Raw genomic sequence first — 26,278 nt, 5'->3', positions numbered from 1 at the left:
TCTTCAAGCAGGCAGTCATGTAACTATAATCTATCAGAACACTGAGCAAAAAAAGCCTGATTGTTCTCCAACCCCGCCCCCATGCACACCCAAACCCGACTGCTCCCCAACCCCACCCCCATGTACTCCTAAGCCTGATTGTACTCCAACAAGACCCCCATGCACATCTAAGCCTGATTGTACTCCAACAAGACCCCCATGTACTCCTAAGCCTGATTGTTCTCCAACCCCGCCCCCATGCACATCTAAGCCTGATTGTACTCCAACAAGACCCCCATGCACCCCAAAACCAGATTGCAGACCACAGGATTGTTGCAAAGATCAAAACCACAATAACCCAAACGTTCCATGCAACGACAAAACCCACACCAAACACCCCAACACTAAAGCCATAGAGGAAAACTCTGATTCTCAAACAGAAACTGACTCTTCAGCAACTACTCCAGCAGTCTCGAATGATGAGAACAAGTCTACAAACAGCGGATCCTCAAGCTCCACCTCCTCCTCGGATACTTCTAGTAAGACTGCGTCTAATGCGGCTTCTTCTAATTCTGTTGTTACAAATGCTCCTGTAGCTAGTCCTGTTCCTGTGCTTCCAGCGGCTAAGGATCCTTTGCCCTCTGTTACGCAGTCTGTTTCTGAGGGTTCGGTTATGTTTGGTTTAGGCTGGTTAGGTACAGCTTTGGTGGTGCTGTTTGGCGCTATCGTAACCGCACTGGCAATAACTGCAATACACCTAACACATAAAAAAACCACAAAACTTCACCCATAGCCCTACGCAGATCACTAAAAACTGGCAAGCAGGCTCCAATGGAGTGCGCACTAAAACTTGCAGTACTCCAACAGAGCCTGCCAAACAACCCTTTTTTAGTAATTTTTCTGAATCAATAACTGCCTATCTTGTACTCTTATGTAGAGTCAACTCTTGTAAAACAGTGATCATGTGATATTTCTTGGTTAAGTGCTTTAAATGACCTGTTTGTTAATTATTTGTCATAGGCAGAAAATTTATATTTTTTATCCGTGTGCCTGTTTGTATGTCATCTGATTTGGGGCCTTTGCGCAAAATCTTTAAGGATGAAACAAATAGAAAAGCGCTTTTTTTGTTAAATGAGAAAGGGGCCCTGACTTTTGATGAGTTTATAGCGGCTCTTGATGTAACGTCGGGTATGTTTGCTTATCATTTAAAGGTGTTAAATGATTTTTTAGAAAAAACTGATGAGGGCAAATATGTGCTCTCCGAGAAGGGCAAACAAGCTCATGAACTATTAGCAAAAATACCTGAAAATCCGGGTATGTCACGTAGATGGAAAATTGGCTGGTGTCTATCTTTAGTCATTGCGCTCGCACTCACTGTTGTGGGGTGGTATACTTTTGATGCTCCGCTTACAAGAGTTATACCGGCGTTGGGTGGTGTTCTGTTTGTTGTAGCAATTGGGTATTTGCTCAAAGTACGGCCCTTGACTGCCGGACGTGTGTTTTATATCGGTATGGGTTTGAGTGTACTTGGATGTCTTTTTTGGTTGATTGCGTTGTCTTTTGTGAAGCTAATTGGGATTGAGTGGACATTGGATCAGGTAAGTAGTTTGGATGTGGGTGCTAATGTCTTTTTTATAACAAGTCTTGCTGTTAGTTATAGTGCCGGTGGGTTTGTAGGTGACTGGATTGGTAAAAAAAGAAAATATCGCATACCGCAAATTAATTTTTAATTTTTTATTTTACTACTGGCGGTTGTGATTACATCAAAATTTGTGGTGGTTAGAGTAGGCGGAAGTTTTCTTTAACTGTTGTTAGTACAATGTGGGTGTTGGTGCGCTCGATGTAGGGTACTGTGAGGAGTTTTTTGGTGAAGCCGCTCAGGTCTTCACGGTTTTTGAATTTGGCAACGATGATGGCATCGGTTGATCCGGTGACGTCATAGACTCCGCAGACATTGGGGATTTTTGCAATTTCATTTTCTGTCTCTACTAGTTTGCCTTTTGACACGGTTATTTCAGTGACTACTGTTAGTTGGAAACCTAGTTTTTCATGATCCAGTATGACTGAGTAGCCTTTGATGAGTCCCTCATCTTCCATCTTTTTTATTCTAGATAAAACGGTACCGACAGATACGCCAACGTTTTTGGCGATTTGGCGACTACTAAACCGAGCATCCTCTATGAGTCCTTTGAGGATTTTTATGTCCGTTTCGGTTAATTCCATAATAATCTCTTCCTGTACATCTTTTCAATTTAACTCTGCTTTATGGGACATCCTTTTGATAATCAAACGGTTGCGCTAATAAATGTTTAGCTCATAGATGCGGTCGTATGCCAAACCCCTCTGAGAGGCTTGGGTTTGACAGAAAAAAGATAGCAATATTAAATTAGAGCCTAAACTCCACTAATTCGGAGTCATCCTAAATGCCTGCTAAATACGATACCATCCTTGTCTTAGACTTCGGCGGACAATACTGCCACCTCATAGGTAGACGAATAAGAGAACATGGCGTCTACAGCGAAATCGTTTCCCATGACATTTCACCTCAAGAAGTTGCGGCTCTGGGAGAAAAATTCAACCTCAAAGGCTTAATTCTCTCTGGCGGACCCTCAAGTGTTTATGACCTAAATGCCCCCAAACTACATCCCAACATCTTGGAAACAAATCTTCCCATTTTGGGTCTATGCTATGGACATCAACTATTAGCCCAGTTAGTCAATGGAAAAGTTGAACCAGCAGCCTGCAAAGAGTATGGCACCGCACAAGTCACCATCGACAAACCCGTTGGGATTTTAGAGGGGTTAAATACACAGGAGCAGGTTTGGATGAGTCACAGTGACACCGTCATAGCCCCTCCACCAGAATTTGAAACCTTAGCCCATACCGACAACTGTCCCGTTGCAGCATTTCGCCACAAAACCAAACCCATCTACGGCCTGCAATGGCACCCCGAAGTCATCCACACCAAAAACGGTGTACATATGCTCCAAAATTTTATCTTCCAAATCTGTCACGCACAGCCAAACTGGCAAATGGAAGACCTCATCACAAAAATGATCCGAGAACTCCGAACTCAAACAGGCAACAGCCGTGCCATCATTGGTCTTAGCGGAGGCATAGACTCAAGCGTCGCTACCGCCTTAGCCGCAAAAGCCATAGGTGAAAGATTAACCGCTGTCTATGTTGACCACGGATTTATGCGCGAAGGCGAAACAGAAGCCATCCGCACAGCCTTTGAAAAATTCAACATCCACCTCATAGTTGTCGACGCACAAAAACGCTTCATGGACAAACTTCGAGGCGTAACCGAACCCGAAACCAAACGCAAAATCATGGGCGAAGAATTCATCCGCGTATTTGAAGAAATCGCCGCCCAATCCGGCGCTGAATACCTCATACAGGGAACCATCTATCCCGACCGCATCGAATCAGGCGCTGGCAAAAACAGCGATGTAATAAAAAGCCACCACAATGTCGCAGGATTACCTGAAAAAATCAAATTCAAAAAAATCCTCGAACCCCTAGGCGACCTCTACAAAGACGAAGTCCGCAAAATCGCTAAAATGTTAGAACTACCCAAAGAACTCGTTAACCGCCAACCCTTCCCCGGCCCCGGTCTAGCAGTACGCATAATCGGTCTTCTCACCGAAGAAAAAGTCCACATAGCCAAAAAATCCGACAAAATCGTCCGCGAAGAAATTGAACAATGCACCTTTGCCGAGAACCTCTGGCAGTACTTCTCAGTAGTTACCGATACCAAAGCCACCGGTGTCAAAGGAGACGCACGAGCATACGGCTACGTGGTTGCAGTACGTGCCATGGAGAGCAAAGAAGCCATGACCGCCAGCTTTGCAAAACTACCCTATGATGTTCTCGAACGTATCTCCACAAGAATAACCAACGAAATCCCACAGGTAACCCGCGTAGTCTACGATGTAACCCACAAACCCCCAGCAACCATCGAGTGGGAATAACCCCCCCAATTTTACAACAAAAACTCTACTGCAATAGCTGTATTTCCTACTTATTTATATAAACATAGATGCTATACTACTATACCGGTGGAACTGTGAAAGCGTTGATTTTAGCCGGCGGCTTTGCCACAAGACTTCGACCACTGAGTTGTAGCAGACCCAAAACACTTTTCCCCATAGTCAACAAACCACTCCTACAGTGGACCTTTGAGCGCTTAGCCAACAACGGAGTAGACGAAGTCATCTTAGCAGTCAACGCACTAACCCAGTTCTACATACGCCAGCAAAAACCCTCTAAATGCGGCTTAAAAGTCCGCTTCTCCATCGACCCCCCAAAAACGCCCCTGGGAACCGCTGGTCCCATCAAAAAAGCTGAATCCCTCCTAGGACATGACGAACCCTTTCTAGTCTTAAACGGTGATATATTTGCCGACATAGACTACCAAAATCTACTCAACAAACATAAAAAAACCAATGCCCTTGCCACTATGGCCCTTTGTCGTGTGGAGGACCCTAGTTGTTTTGGGGTTGTGGAACTATGCGAGGATGATTGCATTAAGCGTTTCATCGAAAAGCCGCCCAAGGGTCAGGAGCCAAGCAATTTCATAAACGCAGGCACCTACGTTTTGAGCCCTGAGGTTTTCGATTTTATTCCTGAGAATCGAGCCGTTTCGATTGAGCGCGAAATTTTTCCCCAAATTGTTGAAACCGGTCGTCTTGTGGGCTGTCACATGGATGGTTTATGGATAGATATCGGCAAACCCAAAGAGTACATAGAAGCAAACAAGTTAATCCTAGATTCAATCGCTCACACAATAACAAACCCCCAAACAACAGCTGAAATAAGGCCTCCTGTAGCGATAGATCCGAGTGTGGTTTTGGGTGAGAACTCTATCATTGGACCCTATGCCATTATAGGACAAAACACCAAAATCGGCAAAAACGTCACCATAAGTCACTCTGTTATCTTCGCAGATGCAGAAATCGATGATAATGTCACTTTATATGAGGCCATTGTGGGCGAAGGCGCACGCATAGGTAAGCACGCCGATATAGGCCATGGCTGTATAATTGCTGATCAAGCAAAAGTCAACGAAAACATTTCTATGCGTACCGGCTCAACAATTTGCCCCGCTAAAGAGATATCGCAAAACATATAGTCCTGCTTGTCTCCATTCGATTTATGCTTCTTCTGCTTGCTTTTTATGCTTGCAAAAATAACAATACCGCTATTATTATGCACAGCCCGAGGGCCATCACAATAATACTGGGAATCAAAAATTCCTTCTTCTTATAACCATGCAAAATGATGCCAAATCCAGCATATGTACTCAAAAGAGATCCAAACAACACTATAATAAGTTTGATTGCGTCTGATGCCGGTTGATTTGCGGCCATTTGGAGGCTTCCAACTACTAGGGCAATAATACCGGCGAAAAGACCGAGAAATTCAATGTTTTTACTCGTTTGTTTGCGCAGATTATCCAGATCATCATTCACCTTGGACATTTTATCAGTTGTTTTTGCGTTGATTGCGATAAGTATCTTGAGTTTATGATCTAGAAATCTGCGCATATTTTCTGAAGTACTGTATTCACGATGTGGTTCGTGTTTAATTGCAAAATCAATTGCATCTAATGCTTCTTTAAAATTTCCTTGCAAATAAAGAAGCCTTGATTTACCGCTATAAAATTTTGTATACTCTTCTCCATCTATGTCTTTCGACTTTTTTATCGCAACTGTGACAGCGTCATAAGCTTTTTTCAGATTTTCTTCACGTTTTTCTGCAGCCTCAATTTCTTGGTGATTATTCTCATATAGAGTGGCAACGAGCGAACCATACAAATAGATGATCCCTGGATGATTGGGATTATTATCCCAATCCTCTTTTGCTTTGTCAACATCAACCGATGTCACCTTCTCTGGGTGAACACGATTCAACCACTCTAATGTCAGATGCATATATGATTTATAATTTTTGAACTGGTTAGTAGTTCCAAAGATATTCTCAATAATCTTGAAATTTTTTTCTTTACGATTATATCTGCAATCTACAACATAAGCATAAAATGCAGCATATTTAATTATATCAGAAGTATCAGATGTGCATCTGATGTTGTGTAACACGCTGTCAAATTCTTTTAGCGTATCATTATTACTGCGGTTTTTAACTAATTTTGTTATCGCCAATTCAAAGCTACGATTACCTTCTGCAGGACAGATTTTTTCAAAAAAATCAATTATCCCCTCTTGTCCTTGTATCGAAGTAATAGCTGCCTCAAGTTCCTCAGGATCAAATGTCTTAGCATTAAATTCCATGGCTATACCTCAGACGCTGACAAAGCAAAGGTACAACCGTATGCCTATAAAACCTTTCGTGTAAAATGAGATTTGTGTCTTTTTTCAAATGTTTTTTCCCAAATTTAACTCGTTTTTCATAATTTTTTATTGACGTCTTGTGAGTTTCAGTTTAGAATTGCCTATTTTGAACCATGTCGATTGCTTTTCTAGCTAATTCTTCAACGAATTTATCATCTGTTGCTCTTTTGTCCCAAATGTTTTCTTGAGTTAGACCTTCAAGTTTGTGTTGGACATAGAAGCGGAGTTTCGCTTCTGTTCCTGAGGGTCTTATTGTCAAGTGATTAACTTCGGTGTTGTCAAAGTAGAAACGCAAACCCTCATCAGGAAAGCCCTTCCAGTAAATATCATCGTATTTCCCAGTGGCAAATGTCTCGGTTCTCACAATTGGTAAACCTGCAATATCTACGGTGGCGCCGGTGCTAATTTTTTGGGCCATCCTTTCAATGTTTTTTATTATCTTTCGTTTCAGAAGTTCGCCTTCTACTCCTTCAAAAACACCCACTTCTGGAAGAGTTATCTCAATTGTTACAAAACAACCAATATCAGGATCAAGATAGAGACTGTTGAGCATATCCATTAAGGTGGTTTTTTTGGATTTGGCATATGAGGCTATTTCGGCTGTCAACAAAGTTGCTAGGGTGCCATCTTTTTCTAAGGTGTGTCCTCCTTGACCCAATGACTCTCCTTTTTGTGGTTTAGCCCCTCCTATCGTGAAGCCGTTGCTTTCTTCGAAAGCGCCCAGATTGGCTCGTCCTTGTTCCCACTCCTCAATAATCTTTTCAGCAAGGAACCCAAAACCCACCCAAGTGCCCTCGCAGTCAATGCTGAACTTTTTTGCAACTCTGCGTAAAGCTTCACTTGTAACATGACTTTTTATAATTGATTTATGAACAGCATCAGGAATCCTGCCGCCATTTTTTTCAGCAATCGCAGAAAGCCTATACCATAAAACTAGGGTCCAAAGATCATTGGCTGTGAGTAGTTTCCAGTCGCCGCTAATTGCTGAACGTTTGGTTTTGGGTATGTTTATTGTTAAGCCCATTCGGTCAGCATCTGGATCGGTACCAACAAACATGTCGAGTGCTTCAAAGGCTTGGTCACCGTGTTCTTTTTTGAATTCTGCTGATGCCTTTTCAGCAGAGCCAATAAACCCTGGATCGGGTAGTTCGGTTAATTTAAATGCAGGAAACAACCCGTTTGGTGTGTTCATTTCTGAAACAATTTGGATATTGCTAAACCCTGTTTCTTTAAGTAGCCAGGGGACTAGTTTGTGTCCGCTGCCGTAATATGCACAATAACCTATGTGGACTTTTGTCAAGTTTTCCTTTACCGCTTCTAGGCGTAAAATGAATTCTTTTATGTGCCCTAAATATTCCTTGTGTAAATTAGTGTATGAATGATTGCCTATGTCAAATAGGGGTTTATCGCCGCCTAAATATGCAAGGAACTCAGTTGGGGCCTCTTTGAGATTAATCAGTTCTGTTGGTGTCTCTTCTTTGTTGTTTTTATTTCCATAAATTTCATCGATTATTTCTTTTCTTTGATTGAGGTTAAGAGATGCCCCTGTTACTGTGCAGATTTTGTATCCGTTATAGCGTTTGTCATTGTGGCTAGCTGAGATCTCTATTCCTATGTCGGCTCTGAGAAATGTTACAGCGTAAGATAGTTCGGGATAGGGTGTTGGTTCGTCAAATAGGTGAACTTTTATGCCCTTTGAGATAAAGATTTTTGCAACAAGTTCCGCAAAATCTTTACCTCTAAGTCTGCTATCGTAACCGATTACCACGTTTTTCATTCCGCGTTTTTCCATATATCTAGCTACACCCATGGTAATTTTGGAAAAAACTACGTCGTTAATGGTGTTGGGTCCTTTCAAAATTTTTGCGGACAATCCCTCTGAGGCAAGCAGTTTTAGGTCCGATTCAGTGAGTGCGGCACGGCCTCTAATGCCGCCTGTACCAAAAGTTACTTCCTGCCAAAACGCATAAACAAGATCAGACCATCGCTCTTGCTCTATAGCTTGTTTTATCCCTTCTTTTGTTGAATCCGAAATTGAACTGTCCTGCAACCAACTGTTTATATTTTCAAGAGTTTTGTTCATTATTTTGTTAGCTTCTTCAGAACTCATAATATTTGATTCAATTTGCTTATTAAAATATGCTAAAAAACCTTCTTGAAGACGGGTGGACTGACTAAACATTTCTGACATCCTTCTTTAACTCTCTTAAATCCTGTTTTTTAGTTTTTTGGCAAGTTATTTCACTGCGCCTGATTGCTAAACATCTGACATATCAGATAGTATGCACTAATGTTATGTAGTATGCTAAAGATGTAGCGGTACAATAAACGTTAGAAAAGTATACTGGATAAGCTTTTGACACCTCAAGATAATCCTCCGTTAATTCTTCACTTGTTGCCTGCTTCTCTGAGTATGACAAGATTTTACTCCACAGCTTTTATCTCCCTAATGTTTACGCCGTTTTCTATCGGTAGCTTAATGGGCTGAAGGAGTCATGTTATCTCAAACAACAAGGTGAAACCTCTGATTTTAGTCCAACCACAAATAGAAATACAAGAAAATTTAAGCCTCTCAACCTATACTTAACTACGTGATAGCGCATGCCACAAGTCTTGCATCTAACCCCCCAAGAAATAGACACCCCTGAAAAACGCTCAAAATACCTTGTTACAATTGTGGGTTGCAGACACAAAGGTATCCTTTATGCCAACATGTTTGCAGATGCAGGATTTAATGTGGTCTGCACCGATGCTGATGCCAGCATTGTAAAGAGAGCCGCAAAAGGAAAAACAGCCCCCCCTATGCCCGAAGCAGAAGCTAAACTCAAAAGCCACATAAACCAAGAAAAAATTAACGTTACAAGCGAACTAAAAAAAACAATCTCTCAAAGCGATATAGTAATTATAACCCTCACAGCAAAGATCGATGAACAGAAAAAAAACAACTATACCGAGTTAGTAAATACCTGCAAACACATTGGAGCCGCCCTTCACAGCGGAACCCTTGTAATCTATGGCGGCATCGCAAGTGTAGGATTTACTGAGGGAACAATAAAGGAAATACTTGAAAACACCTCAGGGCTAAAAGCAGGACAAGACTTTGGATTAGCCTACAGCCCCCTAATCCCAACAAACACTCCAACATCCACCTTGGAGCTAACTGTTGTAGCCGCATCTGACAACTTGAGCCTAGGCGCCGCTTTAGTTATTCTAAAACCCCTCTCAGGAAACGTTAAGGAAATTTTGGGTCTAAAAACCGCCGAGATAGCCACCCTTTTCACAATTGCAAAACAGGATGCACTTTTGGCGCTAACCAACGAGTTTGCAGTTTTCTGCGAAAATGCCAACACTGACTACTTTAAGGTTCTAGATGCCCTAAACCTCAACATGCCCTGTTCTAGACCAACCCTTGTTGGAGAAGAATGCGACGGCGCCTATTTGTTGCTCGAAGACGCCGAAAACCTAAACATCAAGCTAAGACTGCCCCCTCTGGCAAGACAGATAAACGAAGACATGGTTAAACACGCCGTGAATCTAACTCAGGAGGCTCTGCGAAGTTGTGATAAGACGCTAAGACGGAGCAGAGTGGCCATTTTAGGATCTTCCCCCGCCCGTGACCTCTTTATGAAATTGATTGAGCAGAAAGGCGCCAAAGCCACAATCTATGATCCCTTGACTAAAAAGGAAACCCCTGAACCAGCCAACATAAAAACTAGTTTAAACGAAACTGTGGAAGGTGCTGACTGTGTCATTATACTTGGCGAACCCGAACAGCTCAGTCGTCTCAATCTCAAAAAAATCAAATCCCTCATGAAGTCACCTTCAGTGGTGGTGGATTTAGCTGGAAAATTCGATCCCAAACAGATGGAGATAGAAGGCTTCTTATACTTTGGACTCGGAAGAGGAACTGACCAAAAATGACTAAATTAGGCGTTGCGGTAATCGGCACAGGACAGTGGGGTAAAAATCACGCCCGAATCTACAACGAACTTGACTCAACAGAGCTTGTTGCCATATGTGATGTTAATGCAGAGCGAGCCAAAGTCATGGCTGACTCATATGGTGTTAAAGCATACAGCGACAGCACCGAGATGTTGAGAGATAAATCCATTGAAGCTGTCAGCGTCTGTACCTGGTCAACTATTCTTTTTCAAGAAGCCCTAAAAGTTCTAAATGCCGGTAAGCATGTCTTAGTCGAAAAACCTATGGCGACCACGCCCCCGCAGGCTGAACAGCTTGTAAAAATCGCCAAAGAAAACGGTTTACATTTAACAGTGGGATTTTTGATGCGCTTTATCCCTGGGTTGCAACAAATTCGTCAGTCTGCGGAGAACAAAAAAATCGGTGAATTAGTCTGTGCTACTGCTAAGCGTGTTTCACAGTGGCCTGAGCGGATTGGTGATGTGGGCGTTGTTAAAGACACAGCCATTCATGATATCGATGTTATGAATTTCATATTTAATGAGCCGCCCATATTTGTTTATGCAAACATGGGCAGTATGAGAATCCAAAAGTTTGAAGACTATGCCCAGATAATGTTAACCTATAAGGGCGGCAGAACGGCGTTTATTGAAACTAACTGGCTCACGCCCTACAAGACTCGTACGTTGACAGTGACGGGAAGTGATGCCATTATGCGCCTTGATTACATGACTCAAGACTTTTGGATTGAGCAGAAAACCGAAACAATCCAACCGCGTTTACCCTTCCAAGAACCTCTAAAAGCAGAGCTTCAACACTTTGTTGAATGCATCACTGAGAAAAAGAAACCCTTAGTAACTGGTGAGGATGGTGTAGTGGCCCTCAAAGTGGCAACTGCTGCCTTGGAGTCCTCAGCTAAAAACAAGGTAGTGCATATAGAATAGAGCAGTGTTTATTTTAGGTTGAAGGGTTTGCCTTCGGAGACGGTTTGTTGAGGTACTTTGTCTTTCCATTTCTTTAGAAATGGCAGGTCTTCAGATTCTTTGCGTAACTCATCAGGGAGCATTTCGGGGATTTCATCACGGATGGGATACCAGCGTCCGCATTGAGAGCAGATGATTAAGCCTTCTATGATCTCATCTTTTTCTTCAAAGACATGGAGGTCCAAAGGATGGTGTTTGTCTATGGGGCAGGCAAGGATTTCCATGAGTTTACGTTTCATAATCAACCACGTAGCTATTGAATACTGAGTTATTAAAACTTGCTTCAACTAAAAACTTGATTACTCTTGTTGTTAATACTGAACAAGCACTCAGAGATGCAGTTGATGACGCAAAAGGTGTAGCAACAGTCGATTATATTATGCTCTATTTCTGAATTAGTGTGCAATTTGGATATCTAGTACTGTTTGGTACCAGTTTGGGCCGGTGCTGCGTACGATACGGGTATATTTGAACCTGTACTTGACGCCTAACTTGTCAAGCGTTTCTGCGACTTTTTGCTGGGTTTTCTCAACTGGGTTTTCTTGTCTGGTAGCATGTTCAAAATCGTAGTAGTGTATTAGCCCGTTTGTTTTTTTGAGTGCCGATACAGCAGTGGGCAGATATTGAAGGGCTAGTTCAGGCAGGGGCATCAGCACACGATCGGCGGTGCCTTGAAGTTGGGTTTCCACAAGTTCTTTGGAATCGCCAAGTAAGGGGTAAACGCTGTCTTTGACGTTGTTGATTTGTATGTTTTCAGCCATGAGCTGATATGCTGTGGGGTTGATGTCTATGGAGTACACTTTTGTTTTTGGTGCTGTTTTGGCGATTATTACACTAAAACAGCCCACCCCCGCAAACATGTTAACCACGGTTTCTTCTGTTGAAATTTGTTGTGCGATCCGTAGGTGTTCATGGGATAGCCGGGGTGAAAAATAACATTTTTCTACGTCCACTTTAAAGTTGCATCCTGCTTCTCTATGGTTGGCCAGAGTAGTGTTTTCGCCTAATAGTAATGTGAGTTTTCGGATGCGATGAGTGTTTTCAACTGGACTGGTTTGGGAAAAAACGGTTCGAATTTTTTTGTGCGTTTCCATGATCTGTTTTGCAACGATTTGTGCGTCGGATGGATTGCTGGGGGCTTTGATGATAGCTATATCGCCGACTATATCAAAAGAGCTGTAAACGCGGCTTAAGGCGTCGGGTGGTAGCTGGTTTGCAAGTTTTTCTCTAAGACGTACTCTCAATTGCTTATCCTCTGCATAATGCTATTGGAAACGTTTAAAAGTAGATTGCTTTTCTTTGTAGGAACAGGCGTTTACGCATGGAAAAATCAGGAATTGTTTACGAATGTATGAGATGCGGTTCGCGTGTCCCTTCCGAAGAACTTGAACTCCGCGGCGGAGAAATCAAATGCATCATATGTGGATACCGTATATTAAAGAAGGTTAAACCTCCGGTAGTTAAACGGGTTCAATCAAAATAGAGAGAAGGTACTCGTGCTTAGCACGGGCAAATAAATTTTTGTTTGTTTCTATTTTTAATAGTAGTCTTGGTCTCCGAGTTTACGCAGGGCTTTTCCTTTGAGTTTCACAGAGGCAGAGGAATTGTCCTCATCTTTGTAAAAGTCGTCGTCTAAATCATGTTCGGCTGTTTTTCGCCGGACGGTTTCACCGCAGATTGCACCCGGAAGCAAGCGTCGTTTAAAGCACATTGAATATGTACACTTAGCCACGTTGCAGGGTTCCTCTCCATCTCTGCACCAAACTGAATCTCTTCGGAAAATTGCTGCATTTTTGCCGCACTTGAAAGATTGGCATGTTGGAGAACAAGATTTTGCTTGAGCCAACAGGATACACCTCAGGAGTCAAAATATTACACGTTTTAGTTATTGGATGTGTATTGTTTCTTGGAAGCCTATAAACTTTTTTCTAAAAAGAGTCGAAATCTAAGTTGTTGCTTTAGGTGTTACGCTATGAATTTTTCGGTGTCGGTAGACTTCGACTGTGATGAACCCAAATAAAGCCGCAAATACTATACCGATAGTAATTAGTGTGCTTGTTTGCATAAGCAGGCCTCCAAGGGATGTGTATTTGTCTATTTTAACTTGAACCGTAGCAGGTTCGTTAATATTTACTGTTATGGCTTGTGATGCCTCCGATTTGCTTTGGTGTTGGGCGATTATTTGTATATGGCCGCCGATGATGTTGTCAAAGGTTGCTATGCCATTGCTTTGGGTAATAGCTGAGGTTCTTGTAGGTCCGTTGAGGGTTACCTCGGTGTTTGGAATAGAGGATCCCCAGAAATCAACGACTGAAACAGAGAGGCGAATGCCATAGAGTGTACAACGGATTTGTTGCTCTCTATTACCAAAGATCTCTGTGGTGGTTTCGTTGATTAGGGCATTTCCGCTGTATACTCTGATGCGATACATTCCAAAGGTTATTTGTGCCGCCGTGTTACCTTGGTTGTCAGTTGTTGCTGAATAAAAGAGTCCGTTTGAGCATTCCACAAATTCTATGCGCGCCTCGGGTATGGCTTTATAGTTATATCCGCTAACATTTATGGAAACGTTTTGAATGGGGCAGTCAATCACAAAATGCGCAACGACTTGATCAATGCGATTGCTAAAGGTATTGTTGCCTGCGTTAAATATATGACCATAGAGTGAAGCATCCACAGTGTAGGTGGCGCCAGCTAAGGTAGATGTTAGAGTATATTGGCCTGTGTGGTCTGTTCGGCCCGTTGTGCTGTCACTTTTTGAGTTGGTGTTTCCTTGGTAATTGTATGTTATGTCTAGGTCTACAAAGGGTATGGTGACGCCGGCGGCGTTTTTAACTGTAATTATGGTATCAGTTAGTTGACAGCGTAGCGGAAAGGTTTCTTCTCCTGAGATAATTATGTTTGATTGCCCTATGTTGATGTCTTTCCATGTGGCAGTTAAGCTAAAGGGACCATTTTCAAGCCTAAAGGCTGTGATACCATCTAAACCGCTTACAGCGCTGAAGACTGTACCAGTCGCTGAATCAGTGGCTCTAACTAAGACATCGGGTACGACTTTGCCTGCGAGGTTGATGACTTGTACCTTTATTTGATGTCCGGGGACTGTGAAAGTCTGTTGGTCTTGTATAGTTTTTTGTTTGTCTTGAGGTGTGATTTTTACACTGTAACTTCCGATGGCAACATTATCGGGAATAATCCAAGTAGTGCTTATTATGCCCTCTGCGGAGGCTGTAACTTGGAGTGTTTCTATAGTAGTGTCGCGGCTGCTAAATGTTATTGTCGCTGCTTGATTAGGTTGGTAGGCGGTGGCATGGATTTTGGCGGTTTCTCCTCTGTGATAAACCGATGAATCTAGAATGTGTGCGCTGAATTGGTTTTGGGCTAGGGTGTTGTTGAATTTTATGGTGTAGGTACCGGTGTAGTCGATTGCTCCGTTGGAGGGTGAAAAATTGTTGCTTGGGAAACTAACTTGGGTGCTTGCAGTGCCCTTTTGGTTAATGGTGCCCAAGTTTACGTTGGTTGTATGGGTTGTGCCGCTGGGTAAAATCACATCAACTGTTGCATAATAGTTAACGCCAAGGCTACCCGCGGTAACTGATACGTTAAAGGTTATGCTATCGCCCTCTATTATTGTTGGTTGGGCTATGTCGATGTTGTAGCCTATGGAAACTGTGAAATGTTTGGTTGAGTTACGGTTGGTTGCTACTTCTTGTAGTATGAGTGCATATCGTCCTACTGGACTTTCAGGAACCGTAAAATTGGCGTTTATATAGTAGCCCTCCGAGATGCCGCTGGCAACAATAGATCTTCCCAGTATGATCTGGTAGGATGCGTTTGGGTTGACGAGGGTGCCTAAAATATTTACACTTGATCCTGATGGTCCGCTGGCAGAGTTGGGAGTTATCTGATAGATATTTACCTCCAAGTTTTGCGGAGCTCCCAAAGGTGCCACCGATAAAGCGGCAAAAAGCATGAGAATCAGGATGGTGAATGTAGTGAATTTCTTATTCAACCCTTTCTTGCTCTCCTGAACTAGTTAATACTGATGTTAGGTCACATTGTATTTTAAATTTTGTCATCTAACATTTCAAGGGCACCCCAAATGGTTGCCTGCAGTAACAAAAGATTCGCCATTAAATGTAGTTTTCGGCGCAGGTCTTTTTAAAAGACCGTAACTATAACAGAGCAAACGGTGAAACTAGTTTGCAAGACCCCTCTGCATCTCCGCTTCTATCGGCGCTTAAAAAACAAAAGTATCACCTAATTGGTGCTAACTCTGCAGTGAAACGATGCAAGTGGCTCTATGAGTCAATAGTTAACAATCGTCCTTGTTACAAACAAAAATTCTACGGTATCCAAAGTCATCGCTGTATTCAGATGACACCTTCGCTGTATTATTGTACCCAGCAGTGTCTATTCTGCTGGAGGGCTCAAAGCGGTGACATGCAAATTCACTGGGATGAAATGCACAATCCCAACAAGGACACACCTGAGCAGATTGTGGAGGGGTGCTTTAGAGCCCAAGAACGAATTATCTCAGGTTATAAGGGCAATGAAAAGACTGATTGGCGCAAATTCCAAGAGGCCATGCGTCCCAATCAAGTTGCTATAAGCCTCACAGGTGAACCTACCCTCTATGCACCCTTAGGCGACTTACTGAGCACTTTCCATCAAAGAGGATTAACTACTTTTCTGGTAACCAATGGCAACCTGCCCCAGAAACTCTCCCAGCTCAGTCAAGAACCCACCCAGCTCTATGTTTCACTCTGTGCTCCAAACGAGGAGGTTTACAACAAAATCTGTCGACCCCAATTCCCAGCCGCATGGAAAAAACTCAATGAAACCCTCGAGTTGCTCAAAAGTTTTCGTTGCCCTACAGTCACACGTATGACTATGGTAAAGGATTACAACATGGCTGAAGTGGAGGGGTATGCTAAACTCATAGAGAAAGCGCAGCCAACCTACATCGAAGCTAAAGCATACATGCATATTGGGTTCTCGAATTTGCGGTTGGGGTTTGATCGCATGCCTCTACATGGCGAAGTCAGAGAATTCGCCCAAAAACTTGCTGAGCAAACCGGTTATAGAATTATCAATGAGGCACCTGAGAGTCGTGTGGTTTTGTTGAGCCGATTGGAGAAGGCTATACAAGTGGGAAAGAGCTGATTGAAAGTTGGCAGGCGGATTGTTTGCAATAAATTTTAAATACCCAAGTTTTGCCCTTATGCTGTAGTAAACCAAGCGGTAAGTATAATGGTAAACGAAGGGAAAGGCAGACTGTTTCGACGAAAAGACGGTAAATATCTAGTTTATCTGCCTAAAGATTTAGCAGAAGACAGCATGTTTCCGTTTAAGGGTGCTGATACCATATTTGTCAAAGTGAGTTTTTTGCTTGGTGACAGCAAACTTTTGGTTGAGAAGTGGCCGCAAGAAACTTGACTTTAATTTTTTCTTTATCTAGCTGATTTTTGAGTGTTGAGTTTTATTGTTTTTTGGCAGGTGTTTTGTTGCTGTTTTCTTATCGATGCTTGTCAGTGCCAAACACATGTGGTATATTACATATGCAGATATGCTGTGGGTTTAGAAATATTCTTGATGTGGAATTAGTTTTAAACCTCCAAAAATAAACAATATGTCGTGAGTAACATGACAAAGGTAATCGCTCTGATAGTGTTTATCGTCATAACCGACGTTGTGCTATTCTCCACAGCCATATCCTGCGGCCTAATACCCCTAACATATGCCACCACATCAACAACAGCAGAAACAGCAACCACAGCCAACAATAACCTCTGTCTTGAACTCCAATGGGCCATTATAACCGCCATTTTCATCCCGCTGATCAGCTCATTAAGCATCATAGCCGTCTGGATAAAAAAAATGAACTAACCCTCAACCCAACAAACACCCACCAAAACCCACCCAAACCAAAAACCCTACAAACTAAACTCAACAACAAGAAAAACCCGGCCCTGTAGGTGAACATATGGTAAATAAACAACCAGCCCACTACACTACTTGGTGCCAATTTGTCTTCTATAGAAAACATTATTCAGCAAGTCAAAACCGAACTCACAACTAAAAACAAAATTCGTGAGGACGCACATGAATACATGCGCAAAGCTGCCAGTCTCTCAAAACAATCCATTCTGCTTCTACACCAAAAACGATTCGATAACGCCCAAAAAATGCTCAATGATGCCCAAACAATCATTACAAACCTCCAAGAACAAGCTAAAGAATACCCTGAAATAATCTACAGCGGCATGTTTAGCGCAACACTACAAGAATACTCCGAAGCAAACATCCTGCTCACACTGGTTAAAACCGACCGGTTTGTTACTCCCTCTGAGATCAGGGTACCACCAGTCGACTATATTTTAGGCTTAGCAGACGTTATCGGTGAATGCAGACGCCTGGCACTAGACTACCTGCGAGAAGGCGAAGTCGAAAAAGCCGTAAAATGCCTCGAAATCATGGACCAAATCTTTATCCAACTACTAGCACTCGACGAAGCCTACATGCTGGTTCCCGGACTACGCCACAAATCTGACATCGCACGCCGCATCATCGAAACCACCCGCGGCGATATCACCCTTGAAGTACGACGCAAAACACTCGAAGACCTTCTCAAAAAATTCGAAACGCCCCTGCCCAAAACCAAACCCAAACAAACAAAAAACTAAACTCAAACCCACATGACTCATACCCAAAATATCTCCTCTCTATAGTTTGTCCATCAACTATACCAACACGGCCTCCAGTGCCCTATAGTTATAAACTGACAACCAAATGCTCGAGTTAGGGACAGCAAAGTAAATATCTCAAAACCGTAATAACTGGTTTAGCGTGATTCAATGGCAGAAGAAATAACTTTTGACTACTTTGAAAAACTTGACTTACGAATCGGCAAAATCATCGAAGCCGAAGCAGTTGCTGAAAGCAAAAAACTCATCAAAATCCAAGTAGACTTCGGCTCAGAGCAACGCCAATGCATCGCAGGACTGATAAAATTCTACAAACCCGAAGAACTAACCGGCAAAAAATGTTTATTTCTACTAAATCTACAGCGCCGACTGATAGCAGGACTTGAATCACAATGCATGATTTTAGCCGCCGAAGATGAAGCAGGCAACGTGTCAGTTCTACAACCTGAGAAAGACATCACAGAAGGAAGCAAACTAAGATAACAACACCAGCAATACACAACTAACAATCCTCTACGGTTTCTTTTACAATCGCTAATTAACCAGCGTATGCTATCACATACAAACGGTGCTCAGTTGGGTCTTTAGAGAAAAGTTAAATTAATTATAGCTGCGGTTATTGTATTGCATTATTGTGAAGGTATGATTTAATGGCAGTTAACGAAGAAGCACTCATGTGGGTTGAAAAGTACCGCCCTAAAACTTTTGACGAAGTCGTCGGCGTAAAAGACATCGTAGAAAGCCTTCAGGCGTTTATGAGAAACCCCAAAACAATGCCACATCTCATGTTTGCAGGTGTTCCTGGCACAGGCAAAACAACCCTTGCCCTTGTCATCGCCCACACCCTATATGGTGCAAACTGGAAAAACTTCACTCTCGAACTCAACGCTTCCGATGAGAGAGGTATAGATACCGTTCGAGACCGCATCAAAGACTTTAGCCGCTACAGCCGCACAGGCTTTGGCGAAGATATTCCCTTTGCACTAATCATCCTAGATGAATGTGACCAAATGACCGGCCCCGCACAAACTGCACTACGCCGAATCATGGAAATTGGTAGCCGCACCAGCCGCTTCATACTCATCTGTAACCAATCCAGCAAAATCATCGAACCCATCCAGAGCAGATGTGCCATATTCCGCTTCAGCCGCGTCGACAAAGAAGCCATGAAGCAACATCTCATCTGCATCGCAGAAAAAGAAGGCACCACATTAGTCCCCGAAGCCGCCGATCGTATTGTCGATTTTGCCGAAGGCGACCTGCGCCACGCCATAAACTCACTACAAACCGCCTCAGCATACAAAGAAGGCGTAATAGACGAAAAAACCGTATCACTGGTCATCGGCGAAGCCAGCCCCAGCCAAGTACAAAAAATGATACGTAAAGCCCTCTACGGCGACTTTATGGACGCCCGTAAAACCATGTATGACATCATGGGCAACTTTGGCTTTAGCGGCACTGAGATCATCCGTCAAGTCCAACGTGAAATCTTTAAAATGAGTGACCTCACCGCCGAACAAAAAGCAGACCTCTCTGGAGTCATCGGCGAATATGATTATCGTCTCACTCAAGGTGCCAACAGCGACATCCAACTAAGCGCACTACTTGCGCAATTTGCCAAATTTGGCAAGGGCATAGAGGAAAGTTATGCAGACGCAAAATAACCTGCTCTGGGTTGAAAAATACCGCCCCAAAAAAATTGACGCCGTAACTGGCAACGACGAAGCAAAAGCCCTATTTATTGAATGGCTCAAAAACAAACGTCACAACAAAAAAGCAGTACTGCTCTATGGACCCCCCGGAGTTGGCAAGACCGCACTGGTTTTGGCCGCTTCACGAGAACTGGGCTTTTCTGTTATTGAAATGAATGCCAGCGACACCCGTTCCGAAAAAGCCATTAACGCCGTTGCCAAACCCGCCACATCCTACAAGGCACTAGATAACTTTACAGAAAACGCCCAAACAAACGGCAACGTACTGTTTCTTGACGAAGTCGACGGCATCGCCGGCAACGAAGACCGCGGCGGAGTTAGCGCAATTCTAAAAATCATCGAAGACTCCCTCGTACCTGTTATCATGGCCGCAAATGATCCCGACATCGAAAAATTACGTCCCCTCAAAAAAGAATGTCTACTAATACGGTTCCAGCAAGTTCGTATCCCTCTAATAATTGCCCTGTTACAAAAAATTTGTTTATTAGAACATGTAACCGCAGAGTTTGAAGCGCTTGAGCGTATTGCACAGAACAGCAAAGGTGATGTACGCTCTGCTATAAATGACCTGCAGAGTTTAGGTGAAGAAAACCACCATCTAAGTCTTCAAGACACAATGATGCTCACCTCACGCAACAAAGATACAAGTCTAGATGAAACCCTTAGACGATATTTTTCTGCACAAAGCATCGCCGAAACCTCAGCTATGCTGGCATTCTCAAACATTGACTATGACGATTTTTTGCTCTCAGTTAGCGATAATCTCCCAAAACGCTACCCCGATCTCACCGAACTTGCCAAAGCTTACAACTATGTATCCAAAGCCGATTTGTTTAGGGGTCGTATCGGTACTGAAAACTGGCATCTGCTCAAATACTTCTACAACGACCTAGCTCACGCTTCAGCAGTTAACCCCCAATCCTATAAATCCTTCACCTTTGTCACACCCCCCATACGCATCATTACCCTGTTTTGGACCAAGGGTAAACGCACTATGTTAGATGCAATATGCGGCAAAATCGGGGCGCAATGTCATGTCAGCCACAAAACCGCCAAACATGACTTCGTACCCTACATCAGAGCAATGTTGCAAAAGAAACCCAAAAGTCCCCTTGTGAGCTGGTTCAAGTTCACCCCTGAAGAAGTCGATTTCCTAATAAAAATGGGCAGGTACTGAGAATGACAATTGTTTTAAACGGTAAAGGGTTTAAGCTTCCACGGGTGGAGAAAGAAAAATTTGTTAATCTCATCCATCTGGGCTTAGACTACGACCGTAATGCAGGTCTATTCTCCATTAAGAGCTACAATAACATCGAAAAAGTCATCGACACCATCAGTGACATTTTGAAAGATGATGTGGTTTTTCTGCAGAGTTGTATCCGTTGCGGCAAAGATTTTTCATGCCGGGGTTGCAACTACCTCGAATTGTGTACCACTAAAAATCTGCCGTTTAGCTGTGTTTGTTCTCAATGTTTAAAGGATCGAAAGAATTTTGAGACGTATCTAACCCAATTTTAGACAACAAATCAATAGTGCGCAAGGCATAGGTTGTTTTGTTCTCCAGAAAAGTTGAAACCGGTATATTCTGAAGGTTATATATTTACTTGATATAACTCTTTGGATTTATGTTTAAATACTTGATTGTGCCCATCAAAATATGGTTGTTTTTACAAAATAGTCTGGTAATGTTAACTTGATTGATACTAATAACCTTGCCAAAAAATTTGGGTCTTTAACAGCTGTAGGCAACCTGACGCTTCATGTAAACGACGGTGAAGTCTTTGGTTTTCTGGGACCAAACGGTGCAGGAAAAACCACCACCATACGTATGCTGTGTTGTCTGATATCTAAGACCAGTGGAACTGCAACCGTAGGTGGTTACGAAATAGGCAACAAAGCAGATTCATTAAAAATCAGAAAAATTATCGGATTGGTACCTGACAATGTGGGACTCTCCGAGCACCTTACTGCATATGACAACCTTGACATTTATGGGAAAATATATGATTGCACCGAAACACAGAGAAAAGATAACATTAAACGATTTCTCGAGATGCTGGGGCTCTGGGAGAAACGAAATGTTTTAGTTTGGACTTTTTCAAAGGGTATGAAACAAAAGCTTGCCATAGCCAGAGCACTGATCCATGACCCCCAAGTACTGGTCTTAGATGAGCCCACCGCAAATCTTGACCCCGAGGCATCAAAAACAGTACGAGATTTCATTCTTCAACTAAAACGCGAAAAGAAGACCATTTTCTTAAACACACACAATCTCAACGAAGCACAAAGAATCTGCGACCGCGTTGGCATCATAAACACTGTACTTACAGCGGTTGGAACACCCCAGGAACTGGAACAGTCGGTAAGTAACAGAAAAACCGTTATTAAACTCGAGCAAATCACCGACCCCATTTTAAAAGCGTTAAAGAATATGCCGCTCAAAAATCTATCCAGTGAAACTAACACCTTAACCTTTAATGTTCAAGACCCCGATAAAGAGAATTGGCCTGTGGTAGAAGCTATCGTCTTAGCAGGTGGACACATCAGAACTGTAGACGTAGTTGGCTCCGACTTGGAAGATACCTACCTAAAACTTGTGAGGAAAGAAGTATGAGACTCTCAAAGGCATGGCTTGTAGCCACTAGAGACTTTAAGGTATTTAGTAAACAAAAAAACATCTGGTACCCCATCGTCGCTTTCCCAATTATAATATCTATCATTTTTCCACTAGTGCTCAATTTTGCTCAGGCACGAAATGCCGAAATCACTGCAACTAACCTTACCAATCTGATGAATTCATTTTCCTTTTTTTTCATCATCGGAGCCGCCTTTATTCCCCTAAGCATTGCTTCTTACAGTATAGTCGGTGAGAAAGTAGAAAAAAGCCTCGAGCCGCTTCTGGCAACGCCTCTCACCGATGGCGAAATCTTACTTGGGAAAGCAATCTCTGCGTTGTTACCAACTTTAATTGTTATGTATGCCGCCTCAGTGGTCTTCATGTTTGGTATGAACCACGTATCGTTTGATAAGCTGGGTTACTACTTCTACCCGAATTGGACCCTCGGAGTATTGTTGCTGGTTTTGTTGCCGATTGCCGCTGTCTTAAGCATCTTATTTAGCATAATTGTATCTTCAAAGGTTGCCGATGTACGCAGTGCCAGTAGTTATGGCCTGCTCATGTTTTTTCCTTTCATAGCCATATACCTAGCCAGCGAGACCAACCTTCTAACTTTGGATGTAAACAATCTGTTGATAATTTCTGGAATTCTCTTAGCGGTTGATGTGGCACTCTTTTTTGTGAGTACAGCGACTTTTCGCAGGGAGGAAATACTAACAAAATGGAAGTAACCCCTCTTTATGCTACTACTGCCCTGATGCAGAACAACATTGAAACGAGGTGGTAAGATGTCTGTTGAGGTGTTTTTGATTATTATTGTTGTAACTATTGTTATTATGGTGCTGGGCTATTTTTTCAAGTACAAATTTAAGAAGAAATGATAGCCAAACCGAATCTGCTTTTCTTTTTTATTGAGCAGACGTTTCAGTCTCTCCGACTATGAACGGTGGTTTTTTGTTTGTGAATCTGAAGGTAGATTCAAAAAACATAGTCTTTAACGGGTCTTAGCAGGTCTATAATTTTAGCATATAATTCGTCTGCCACTGTCTCTCGAGGTTTATTGCCATCAATTAGAATCAGTTCCCCTTTTTCTACAAACTTTAGGTAAACTTCTCGAACTCTACATTGGGTCTCCAAAGTTTCCATCACTGATTTTTTGCGGTGCAGACGCTCCAGTACCTGTTCAGGTGGTACATCCAGAAAGATGCTAAAGTCAGGTTGTAGTGCTTGGCTGTTGATGTTTTTAATCCACTCAAGGCTTAGACCTGAGTTGCCTTGATATGCCAGCGACGAGTAGAGATAGCGATCGCAGATGACTAGTTTACCTTGGTTAAGCGCGGGTTTAAGTTCAGCATTCATATGTTCAATGCGATCAGCGGCAAAGAGAAGGGCTTCGGCTTCGGTTGGAAGCCGAGTTTGGTCGTAGAGACAACATTCACGAATAAAGGTGCCGATTTTGCCTCGGCTGGGTTCTGCGGTGAGGTAAACGCTATAGGTTTCAGATAGGCGTTGGGCTAAAATTTTAGCTTGGGTGGTTTTCCCACTTCCATCTAGTCCCTCGATAACCAGAAAGATTCCGTTTCCTGCCATAATACTCAACCTTGTAATCTGCGCTATACATTAATTGTAGGTCCCTAAATATAATTGTCAAGAGGTAGCGCTTGTGCCTAAAGCTTACTGGGGAGAAATCAAAGACCCCGTCCACGGCTATGTGTACATAACAGATGCGGAGAAAAAAATCATAGATACCTATCCTATGCAGAGACTGCGTCGGCTTCGTCAGCTGGCCGGTTCTGAGTATGTGTATCCCGGAGCTAATCATACCCGCTTCGAACACAGTCTAGGTGTCATGTTCTTAGCAGGCCAGGTGCTGGTAAACCCCCGTATTTCCCAGGCAGCAACTGAGGATGAGGTGGATATGTGTCGTCTCTCAGCTTTGTTGCATGATTGCGGTCATGGTCCCTTCTCACATGTGTTTGAACATTTGCTAAGCAAAAACCTCAACAAAACCCACGAAGACCTCACCTCTTGGATAATTGAGAACAGTGAAGTAGCTGACATCCTAAACAAGATGGGCTACAACCACAAAGAAGTCGCTGGACTAGCCGTTGGAAAGTTGCACAAAAAAGACCGCGCCTTTCTTGACCAAATCATAAGTAGCGCTGTAGATGTAGACAAACAAGATTTCATTGTCCGAGACACCTATCACACCGGCGCTGAGTACGGCTTCATAGACGTGTATCGCCTCATCCACGCCTTGGATCTTTTAGGCGAAAACTTGGCCGTTGAACTAGGCGCCCTATCAGCCTTGGAAGCCTTTGTGATTGCTCGTATTGAATCTTTCAAAAGTATCTATTTTCACCGCGTCGGACGCGCCGCACAGATAATGCTGGCATCGGCTATGGATAAAGCAAACAGTGAACTTGGATTAACCGCCTTTGAAACCCCCGAAGAATACCTAGCCCTGGATGATTACACAGTTTGGACCGCACTCAAAAAATGCCGCGCATCTAACGAGATTATCAGCAATTTAGAGAACCGCCGTATGCTCAAATGCGCCTATGAGCGCACCTTCTACGAAAAAGACGCCCTGATATCTAACCTGTTTGGACAGGAATCCTACCGTTTACAAATACGCGGCGAAATCGCCAAAGAGGCAGGCGTCGAAATAGACACCGTTATCATCGATGTCCCAACCGTCCCCTCAGTACCCTATCACCATGCCGTGCTCATGGAATCAACCGAAATCCCCGTATTCACCCGAAGCACAGCAGGCGAAAAGAAACTCCAACGCCTAAGCGAGAGCTCAAAGATATTTGAAACCCTCAAAGGCTTCATGAATATTCTGCGCGTCTACACTGATCAAACAAACCGCGCTAATGTCGAGAAAGCCACCGCTAAGGTACTAGGCCAGATTCCTTCAGCAACCAAAATCTCATTCTAGCATCCGATATGACTGGCTCTTAAATACTAGTCCTTAATTAGGAGAATGTCAGCGCATACTCTATGCGTGGGAAGAGAGCCAAATGACAAATAACGCCAATGCTGAGGATAAAAAAATAATTAGCGTAAAAATCAAACGCAAACCCGAAGGGGACGCTGATCCCTCTCAGCTGTTCTCCGGCCAAGATATCAACCGTATTGTCACAGAATTTGTGACCTCTTGGATAAACGGGGATATTATCATTCGTTTCCCAACTGCTGCTGAACTCGCTAAAAAGAACCCGATCAACCTCAGTCTCTCAGTGGATCCCTCAGTTAATGCGGAACTTAAAATCAAAGAACACTACGTCGATTTGCTCTCTATTATTGCTGGTATCAAACCTGCCTCAGAAAGTGAGCAAAAAAAGGCAGTTGATGAAGTTTTTAAATTACTGCTTATGTTCCGTAGCTCCAACCGTATTGAGGGCAAAATAATCTCAAATGACTTCCAAAAACGGGTGGAAGATCTTGAAAAAAAACTCGACTCCCAAACTAAACTCATCGAACAGATAACCGGTTTTCTGTTTACCCCAAAAAAGAGCAAACAAGGCAAGTCTAGCAGTAAAAAGATGAACTCCTGAAGGGTAAGGTTTATTCATAGGAATTTGTATTCTGCTTGTGCTTTCCACAAATGCGCTCCGGTAGTATAGTCCGGCCAAGTATGCCGGCCTTTCGAGTCGGCGACCCGGGTCCGAATCCCGGCCGGAGCACTCCAATACCTCATCCTTTCTCCAGCTTCTTATGTTCTGGCTTTTAAATTTCTAAAAAGACTTACACAAAAAAGCGATCGAATCCTAAAACCACGAGTTGCCCCAAAATTTATCCCCAACATATCGCAAGTATCATCATCAACTTTTTCTTTTTCTTAGATAAAAAACACTGCTGATGGAGCATCATCATCAGTAATTACCTAACTTTTTAGCCGGTTTTATACACTACAGCTTTATGCCTTTTCAAGCCTTTTTTGATGCACCCGTTGTTTCTCACTAAAAGCCGTTATAATGAAATCATGTTGTTTTGGTTT

The 26,278-nt window shown here is 42.9% G+C and carries 30 protein-coding genes and 1 tRNA gene; 20 read left to right on the top strand and 11 right to left on the bottom strand.

Going from position 1 to position 26,278, the window contains the following annotated elements:
• Window positions 1-33: 33 nt before the first annotated feature.
• Together FWF39_RS07355 and FWF39_RS07350 are read right to left on the bottom strand one after the other, a co-directional pair.
• Complete coding sequence (locus FWF39_RS07355; protein WP_343382795.1) at window positions 34-318, bottom strand: hypothetical protein; 285 nt, start codon at window positions 316-318, stop codon at window positions 34-36.
• 93 nt (window positions 319-411) lie between these two features.
• Window positions 412-756 (bottom strand): hypothetical protein, encoded by a 345-nt coding sequence (locus FWF39_RS07350; RefSeq protein ID WP_343382794.1) that lies wholly within the window; start codon window positions 754-756, stop codon window positions 412-414.
• Between the two features lie 281 nt (window positions 757-1,037).
• Between FWF39_RS07350 and FWF39_RS07345 the strand changes: the two genes are divergently transcribed.
• Window positions 1,038-1,709: a hypothetical protein gene (locus tag FWF39_RS07345; RefSeq protein ID WP_343382793.1), complete on the top strand. Its 672-nt coding sequence runs from the start codon at window positions 1,038-1,040 to the stop codon at window positions 1,707-1,709.
• A 49-nt stretch (window positions 1,710-1,758) separates the two neighbouring features.
• Here the strand turns inward: FWF39_RS07345 and FWF39_RS07340 are convergent, their stop codons facing one another.
• Window positions 1,759-2,202, bottom strand: coding sequence for an Lrp/AsnC family transcriptional regulator (locus FWF39_RS07340; protein ID WP_343382792.1), 444 nt, complete (start codon window positions 2,200-2,202; stop codon window positions 1,759-1,761).
• A gap of 200 nt (window positions 2,203-2,402) precedes the next feature.
• On the opposite strand from FWF39_RS07340, the gene guaA reads away from it, so the two are divergent.
• Both guaA and FWF39_RS07330 read left to right on the top strand, forming a co-directional pair.
• Window positions 2,403-3,953: a glutamine-hydrolyzing GMP synthase gene (gene guaA / locus FWF39_RS07335; RefSeq protein WP_343382791.1), complete on the top strand. Its 1,551-nt coding sequence runs from the start codon at window positions 2,403-2,405 to the stop codon at window positions 3,951-3,953.
• A 95-nt stretch (window positions 3,954-4,048) separates the two neighbouring features.
• Window positions 4,049-5,113 (top strand): NDP-sugar synthase, encoded by a 1,065-nt coding sequence (locus FWF39_RS07330; protein ID WP_343382790.1) that lies wholly within the window; start codon window positions 4,049-4,051, stop codon window positions 5,111-5,113.
• 43 nt (window positions 5,114-5,156) lie between these two features.
• Here the strand turns inward: FWF39_RS07330 and FWF39_RS07325 are convergent, their stop codons facing one another.
• The 3 genes from FWF39_RS07325 to FWF39_RS07315 form a co-directional block, all read right to left on the bottom strand.
• Entirely contained in the window at window positions 5,157-6,272 is a 1,116-nt protein-coding gene (locus tag FWF39_RS07325; protein ID WP_343382789.1) for a hypothetical protein, read from the bottom strand.
• Window positions 6,273-6,423: 151 nt separating this feature from the next.
• Window positions 6,424-8,442, bottom strand: a complete 2,019-nt coding sequence (locus FWF39_RS07320; RefSeq protein WP_343382788.1) for a hypothetical protein — start codon at window positions 8,440-8,442, stop codon at window positions 6,424-6,426.
• A 163-nt stretch (window positions 8,443-8,605) separates the two neighbouring features.
• Window positions 8,606-8,752 (bottom strand): hypothetical protein, encoded by a 147-nt coding sequence (locus FWF39_RS07315; protein ID WP_343382787.1) that lies wholly within the window; start codon window positions 8,750-8,752, stop codon window positions 8,606-8,608.
• A 181-nt stretch (window positions 8,753-8,933) separates the two neighbouring features.
• Between FWF39_RS07315 and FWF39_RS07310 the strand changes: the two genes are divergently transcribed.
• Both FWF39_RS07310 and FWF39_RS07305 read left to right on the top strand, forming a co-directional pair.
• Window positions 8,934-10,253 carry a UDP binding domain-containing protein gene (locus tag FWF39_RS07310; RefSeq protein WP_343382786.1) on the top strand — a complete coding sequence of 440 codons (1,320 nt, stop codon included), beginning with the start codon at window positions 8,934-8,936 and terminating at the stop codon, window positions 10,251-10,253.
• Window positions 10,250-11,197, top strand: a complete 948-nt coding sequence (locus FWF39_RS07305; RefSeq protein ID WP_343382785.1) for a Gfo/Idh/MocA family oxidoreductase — start codon at window positions 10,250-10,252, stop codon at window positions 11,195-11,197. Before FWF39_RS07310 ends, FWF39_RS07305 begins: the two co-directional genes overlap by 4 nt.
• 8 nt (window positions 11,198-11,205) lie before the next feature.
• On the opposite strand, the gene FWF39_RS07300 is transcribed toward FWF39_RS07305, so the two are convergent.
• Window positions 11,206-11,475, bottom strand: coding sequence for a Trm112 family protein (locus FWF39_RS07300; RefSeq protein ID WP_343382784.1), 270 nt, complete (start codon window positions 11,473-11,475; stop codon window positions 11,206-11,208).
• Between the two features lie 17 nt (window positions 11,476-11,492).
• Between FWF39_RS07300 and FWF39_RS07295 the strand changes: the two genes are divergently transcribed.
• Window positions 11,493-11,630 carry a hypothetical protein gene (locus FWF39_RS07295; RefSeq protein WP_343382783.1) on the top strand — a complete coding sequence of 46 codons (138 nt, stop codon included), beginning with the start codon at window positions 11,493-11,495 and terminating at the stop codon, window positions 11,628-11,630.
• Window position 11,631: 1 nt separating this feature from the next.
• Here the strand turns inward: FWF39_RS07295 and FWF39_RS07290 are convergent, their stop codons facing one another.
• Entirely contained in the window at window positions 11,632-12,480 is an 849-nt protein-coding gene (locus FWF39_RS07290) for a class I SAM-dependent methyltransferase family protein (protein ID WP_343382782.1), read from the bottom strand.
• 77 nt (window positions 12,481-12,557) lie between these two features.
• Here FWF39_RS07290 and FWF39_RS07285 point away from each other — a divergent pair, with 77 nt between their 5' ends.
• Entirely contained in the window at window positions 12,558-12,719 is a 162-nt protein-coding gene (locus FWF39_RS07285) for a DNA-directed RNA polymerase subunit P (RefSeq protein WP_343382781.1), read from the top strand.
• Between the two features lie 54 nt (window positions 12,720-12,773).
• Here FWF39_RS07285 and FWF39_RS07280 read toward each other — a convergent pair whose 3' ends face one another.
• On the bottom strand, window positions 12,774-12,968 hold the full coding sequence (locus tag FWF39_RS07280; RefSeq protein WP_343382780.1) for a hypothetical protein: 195 nt from the start codon (window positions 12,966-12,968) through the stop codon (window positions 12,774-12,776).
• Between the two features lie 213 nt (window positions 12,969-13,181).
• Window positions 13,182-15,248: a carboxypeptidase-like regulatory domain-containing protein gene (locus FWF39_RS07275; protein WP_343382779.1), complete on the bottom strand. Its 2,067-nt coding sequence runs from the start codon at window positions 15,246-15,248 to the stop codon at window positions 13,182-13,184.
• A gap of 191 nt (window positions 15,249-15,439) precedes the next feature.
• On the opposite strand from FWF39_RS07275, the gene twy1 reads away from it, so the two are divergent.
• From twy1 to FWF39_RS07225, 10 genes are all read left to right on the top strand, one after another.
• A complete protein-coding gene (gene twy1, locus FWF39_RS07270) occupies window positions 15,440-16,402 on the top strand; it encodes a 4-demethylwyosine synthase TYW1 (protein WP_343382778.1) in 963 nt (320 codons plus the stop codon).
• Between the two features lie 87 nt (window positions 16,403-16,489).
• Entirely contained in the window at window positions 16,490-16,675 is a 186-nt protein-coding gene (locus FWF39_RS07265) for a hypothetical protein (protein WP_343382777.1), read from the top strand.
• A gap of 207 nt (window positions 16,676-16,882) precedes the next feature.
• Window positions 16,883-17,125 carry a hypothetical protein gene (locus tag FWF39_RS07260; protein ID WP_343382776.1) on the top strand — a complete coding sequence of 81 codons (243 nt, stop codon included), beginning with the start codon at window positions 16,883-16,885 and terminating at the stop codon, window positions 17,123-17,125.
• Window positions 17,126-17,265: 140 nt separating this feature from the next.
• A complete protein-coding gene (locus tag FWF39_RS07255; RefSeq protein ID WP_343382775.1) occupies window positions 17,266-17,922 on the top strand; it encodes a hypothetical protein in 657 nt (218 codons plus the stop codon).
• Window positions 17,923-18,093: 171 nt separating this feature from the next.
• Window positions 18,094-18,426, top strand: coding sequence for a methionine--tRNA ligase subunit beta (gene metG / locus FWF39_RS07250; protein WP_343382774.1), 333 nt, complete (start codon window positions 18,094-18,096; stop codon window positions 18,424-18,426).
• A 167-nt stretch (window positions 18,427-18,593) separates the two neighbouring features.
• Entirely contained in the window at window positions 18,594-19,607 is a 1,014-nt protein-coding gene (locus tag FWF39_RS07245) for a replication factor C small subunit (RefSeq protein WP_343382773.1), read from the top strand.
• On the top strand, window positions 19,591-20,832 hold the full coding sequence (locus FWF39_RS07240; RefSeq protein ID WP_343382772.1) for a replication factor C large subunit: 1,242 nt from the start codon (window positions 19,591-19,593) through the stop codon (window positions 20,830-20,832). The genes FWF39_RS07245 and FWF39_RS07240 overlap by 17 nt, the downstream gene beginning before the upstream one ends.
• 2 nt (window positions 20,833-20,834) lie before the next feature.
• Entirely contained in the window at window positions 20,835-21,173 is a 339-nt protein-coding gene (locus tag FWF39_RS07235; RefSeq protein ID WP_343382771.1) for a hypothetical protein, read from the top strand.
• A gap of 175 nt (window positions 21,174-21,348) precedes the next feature.
• Window positions 21,349-22,269, top strand: a complete 921-nt coding sequence (locus tag FWF39_RS07230; protein WP_343382770.1) for an ABC transporter ATP-binding protein — start codon at window positions 21,349-21,351, stop codon at window positions 22,267-22,269.
• Window positions 22,266-23,003, top strand: coding sequence for an ABC transporter permease subunit (locus tag FWF39_RS07225; protein WP_343382769.1), 738 nt, complete (start codon window positions 22,266-22,268; stop codon window positions 23,001-23,003). Before FWF39_RS07230 ends, FWF39_RS07225 begins: the two co-directional genes overlap by 4 nt.
• A 247-nt stretch (window positions 23,004-23,250) precedes the next feature.
• On the opposite strand, the gene tmk is transcribed toward FWF39_RS07225, so the two are convergent.
• Window positions 23,251-23,862: a dTMP kinase gene (gene tmk / locus FWF39_RS07220; RefSeq protein WP_343382768.1), complete on the bottom strand. Its 612-nt coding sequence runs from the start codon at window positions 23,860-23,862 to the stop codon at window positions 23,251-23,253.
• A gap of 73 nt (window positions 23,863-23,935) precedes the next feature.
• Between tmk and FWF39_RS07215 the strand changes: the two genes are divergently transcribed.
• The 3 genes from FWF39_RS07215 to FWF39_RS07205 all read left to right on the top strand — a co-directional run bounded on the left by FWF39_RS07215 (window position 23,936) and on the right by FWF39_RS07205 (window position 25,964).
• Window positions 23,936-25,216, top strand: coding sequence for an HD domain-containing protein (locus FWF39_RS07215; protein ID WP_343382767.1), 1,281 nt, complete (start codon window positions 23,936-23,938; stop codon window positions 25,214-25,216).
• Between the two features lie 82 nt (window positions 25,217-25,298).
• The gene (locus tag FWF39_RS07210) at window positions 25,299-25,835 is read left to right on the top strand and encodes a hypothetical protein (RefSeq protein WP_343382766.1); all 537 of its coding nucleotides are present in this window, start codon (window positions 25,299-25,301) and stop codon (window positions 25,833-25,835) included.
• 54 nt (window positions 25,836-25,889) lie between these two features.
• Window positions 25,890-25,964: transfer RNA gene (locus FWF39_RS07205), tRNA-Glu, on the top strand.
• The last annotated feature ends 314 nt before the right edge of the window (window positions 25,965-26,278 follow it).

The sequence above is a fragment of the Candidatus Bathycorpusculum sp. genome, from assembly GCF_009778815.1.
Lineage (GTDB): Archaea > Thermoproteota > Bathyarchaeia > Bathyarchaeales > Bathycorpusculaceae > Bathycorpusculum > Bathycorpusculum hydrogenotrophicum.
Note: the sequence above shows the minus strand (reverse complement) of the source record. Positions and strands in the feature narration are given on the sequence as shown.

Coding starts and splice junctions, on each gene's coding strand:
- FWF39_RS07345 (WP_343382793.1), top strand. CDS start 1,038: ATGTCATCTGATTTGGGGCCTTTGCGCAAAATCTTTAAGGATGAAACA.
- FWF39_RS07340 (WP_343382792.1), bottom strand. CDS start 2,202: ATGGAATTAACCGAAACGGACATAAAAATCCTCAAAGGACTCATAGAG.
- guaA (WP_343382791.1), top strand. CDS start 2,403: ATGCCTGCTAAATACGATACCATCCTTGTCTTAGACTTCGGCGGACAA.
- FWF39_RS07325 (WP_343382789.1), bottom strand. CDS start 6,272: ATGGAATTTAATGCTAAGACATTTGATCCTGAGGAACTTGAGGCAGCT.
- FWF39_RS07320 (WP_343382788.1), bottom strand. CDS start 8,442: ATGAGTTCTGAAGAAGCTAACAAAATAATGAACAAAACTCTTGAAAAT.
- FWF39_RS07310 (WP_343382786.1), top strand. CDS start 8,934: ATGCCACAAGTCTTGCATCTAACCCCCCAAGAAATAGACACCCCTGAA.
- FWF39_RS07305 (WP_343382785.1), top strand. CDS start 10,250: ATGACTAAATTAGGCGTTGCGGTAATCGGCACAGGACAGTGGGGTAAA.
- FWF39_RS07300 (WP_343382784.1), bottom strand. CDS start 11,475: ATGAAACGTAAACTCATGGAAATCCTTGCCTGCCCCATAGACAAACAC.
- FWF39_RS07285 (WP_343382781.1), top strand. CDS start 12,558: ATGGAAAAATCAGGAATTGTTTACGAATGTATGAGATGCGGTTCGCGT.
- FWF39_RS07265 (WP_343382777.1), top strand. CDS start 16,490: ATGGTAAACGAAGGGAAAGGCAGACTGTTTCGACGAAAAGACGGTAAA.
- FWF39_RS07260 (WP_343382776.1), top strand. CDS start 16,883: ATGACAAAGGTAATCGCTCTGATAGTGTTTATCGTCATAACCGACGTT.
- metG (WP_343382774.1), top strand. CDS start 18,094: ATGGCAGAAGAAATAACTTTTGACTACTTTGAAAAACTTGACTTACGA.
- FWF39_RS07245 (WP_343382773.1), top strand. CDS start 18,594: ATGGCAGTTAACGAAGAAGCACTCATGTGGGTTGAAAAGTACCGCCCT.
- FWF39_RS07240 (WP_343382772.1), top strand. CDS start 19,591: ATGCAGACGCAAAATAACCTGCTCTGGGTTGAAAAATACCGCCCCAAA.
- FWF39_RS07235 (WP_343382771.1), top strand. CDS start 20,835: ATGACAATTGTTTTAAACGGTAAAGGGTTTAAGCTTCCACGGGTGGAG.
- FWF39_RS07225 (WP_343382769.1), top strand. CDS start 22,266: ATGAGACTCTCAAAGGCATGGCTTGTAGCCACTAGAGACTTTAAGGTA.
- tmk (WP_343382768.1), bottom strand. CDS start 23,862: ATGGCAGGAAACGGAATCTTTCTGGTTATCGAGGGACTAGATGGAAGT.
- FWF39_RS07210 (WP_343382766.1), top strand. CDS start 25,299: ATGACAAATAACGCCAATGCTGAGGATAAAAAAATAATTAGCGTAAAA.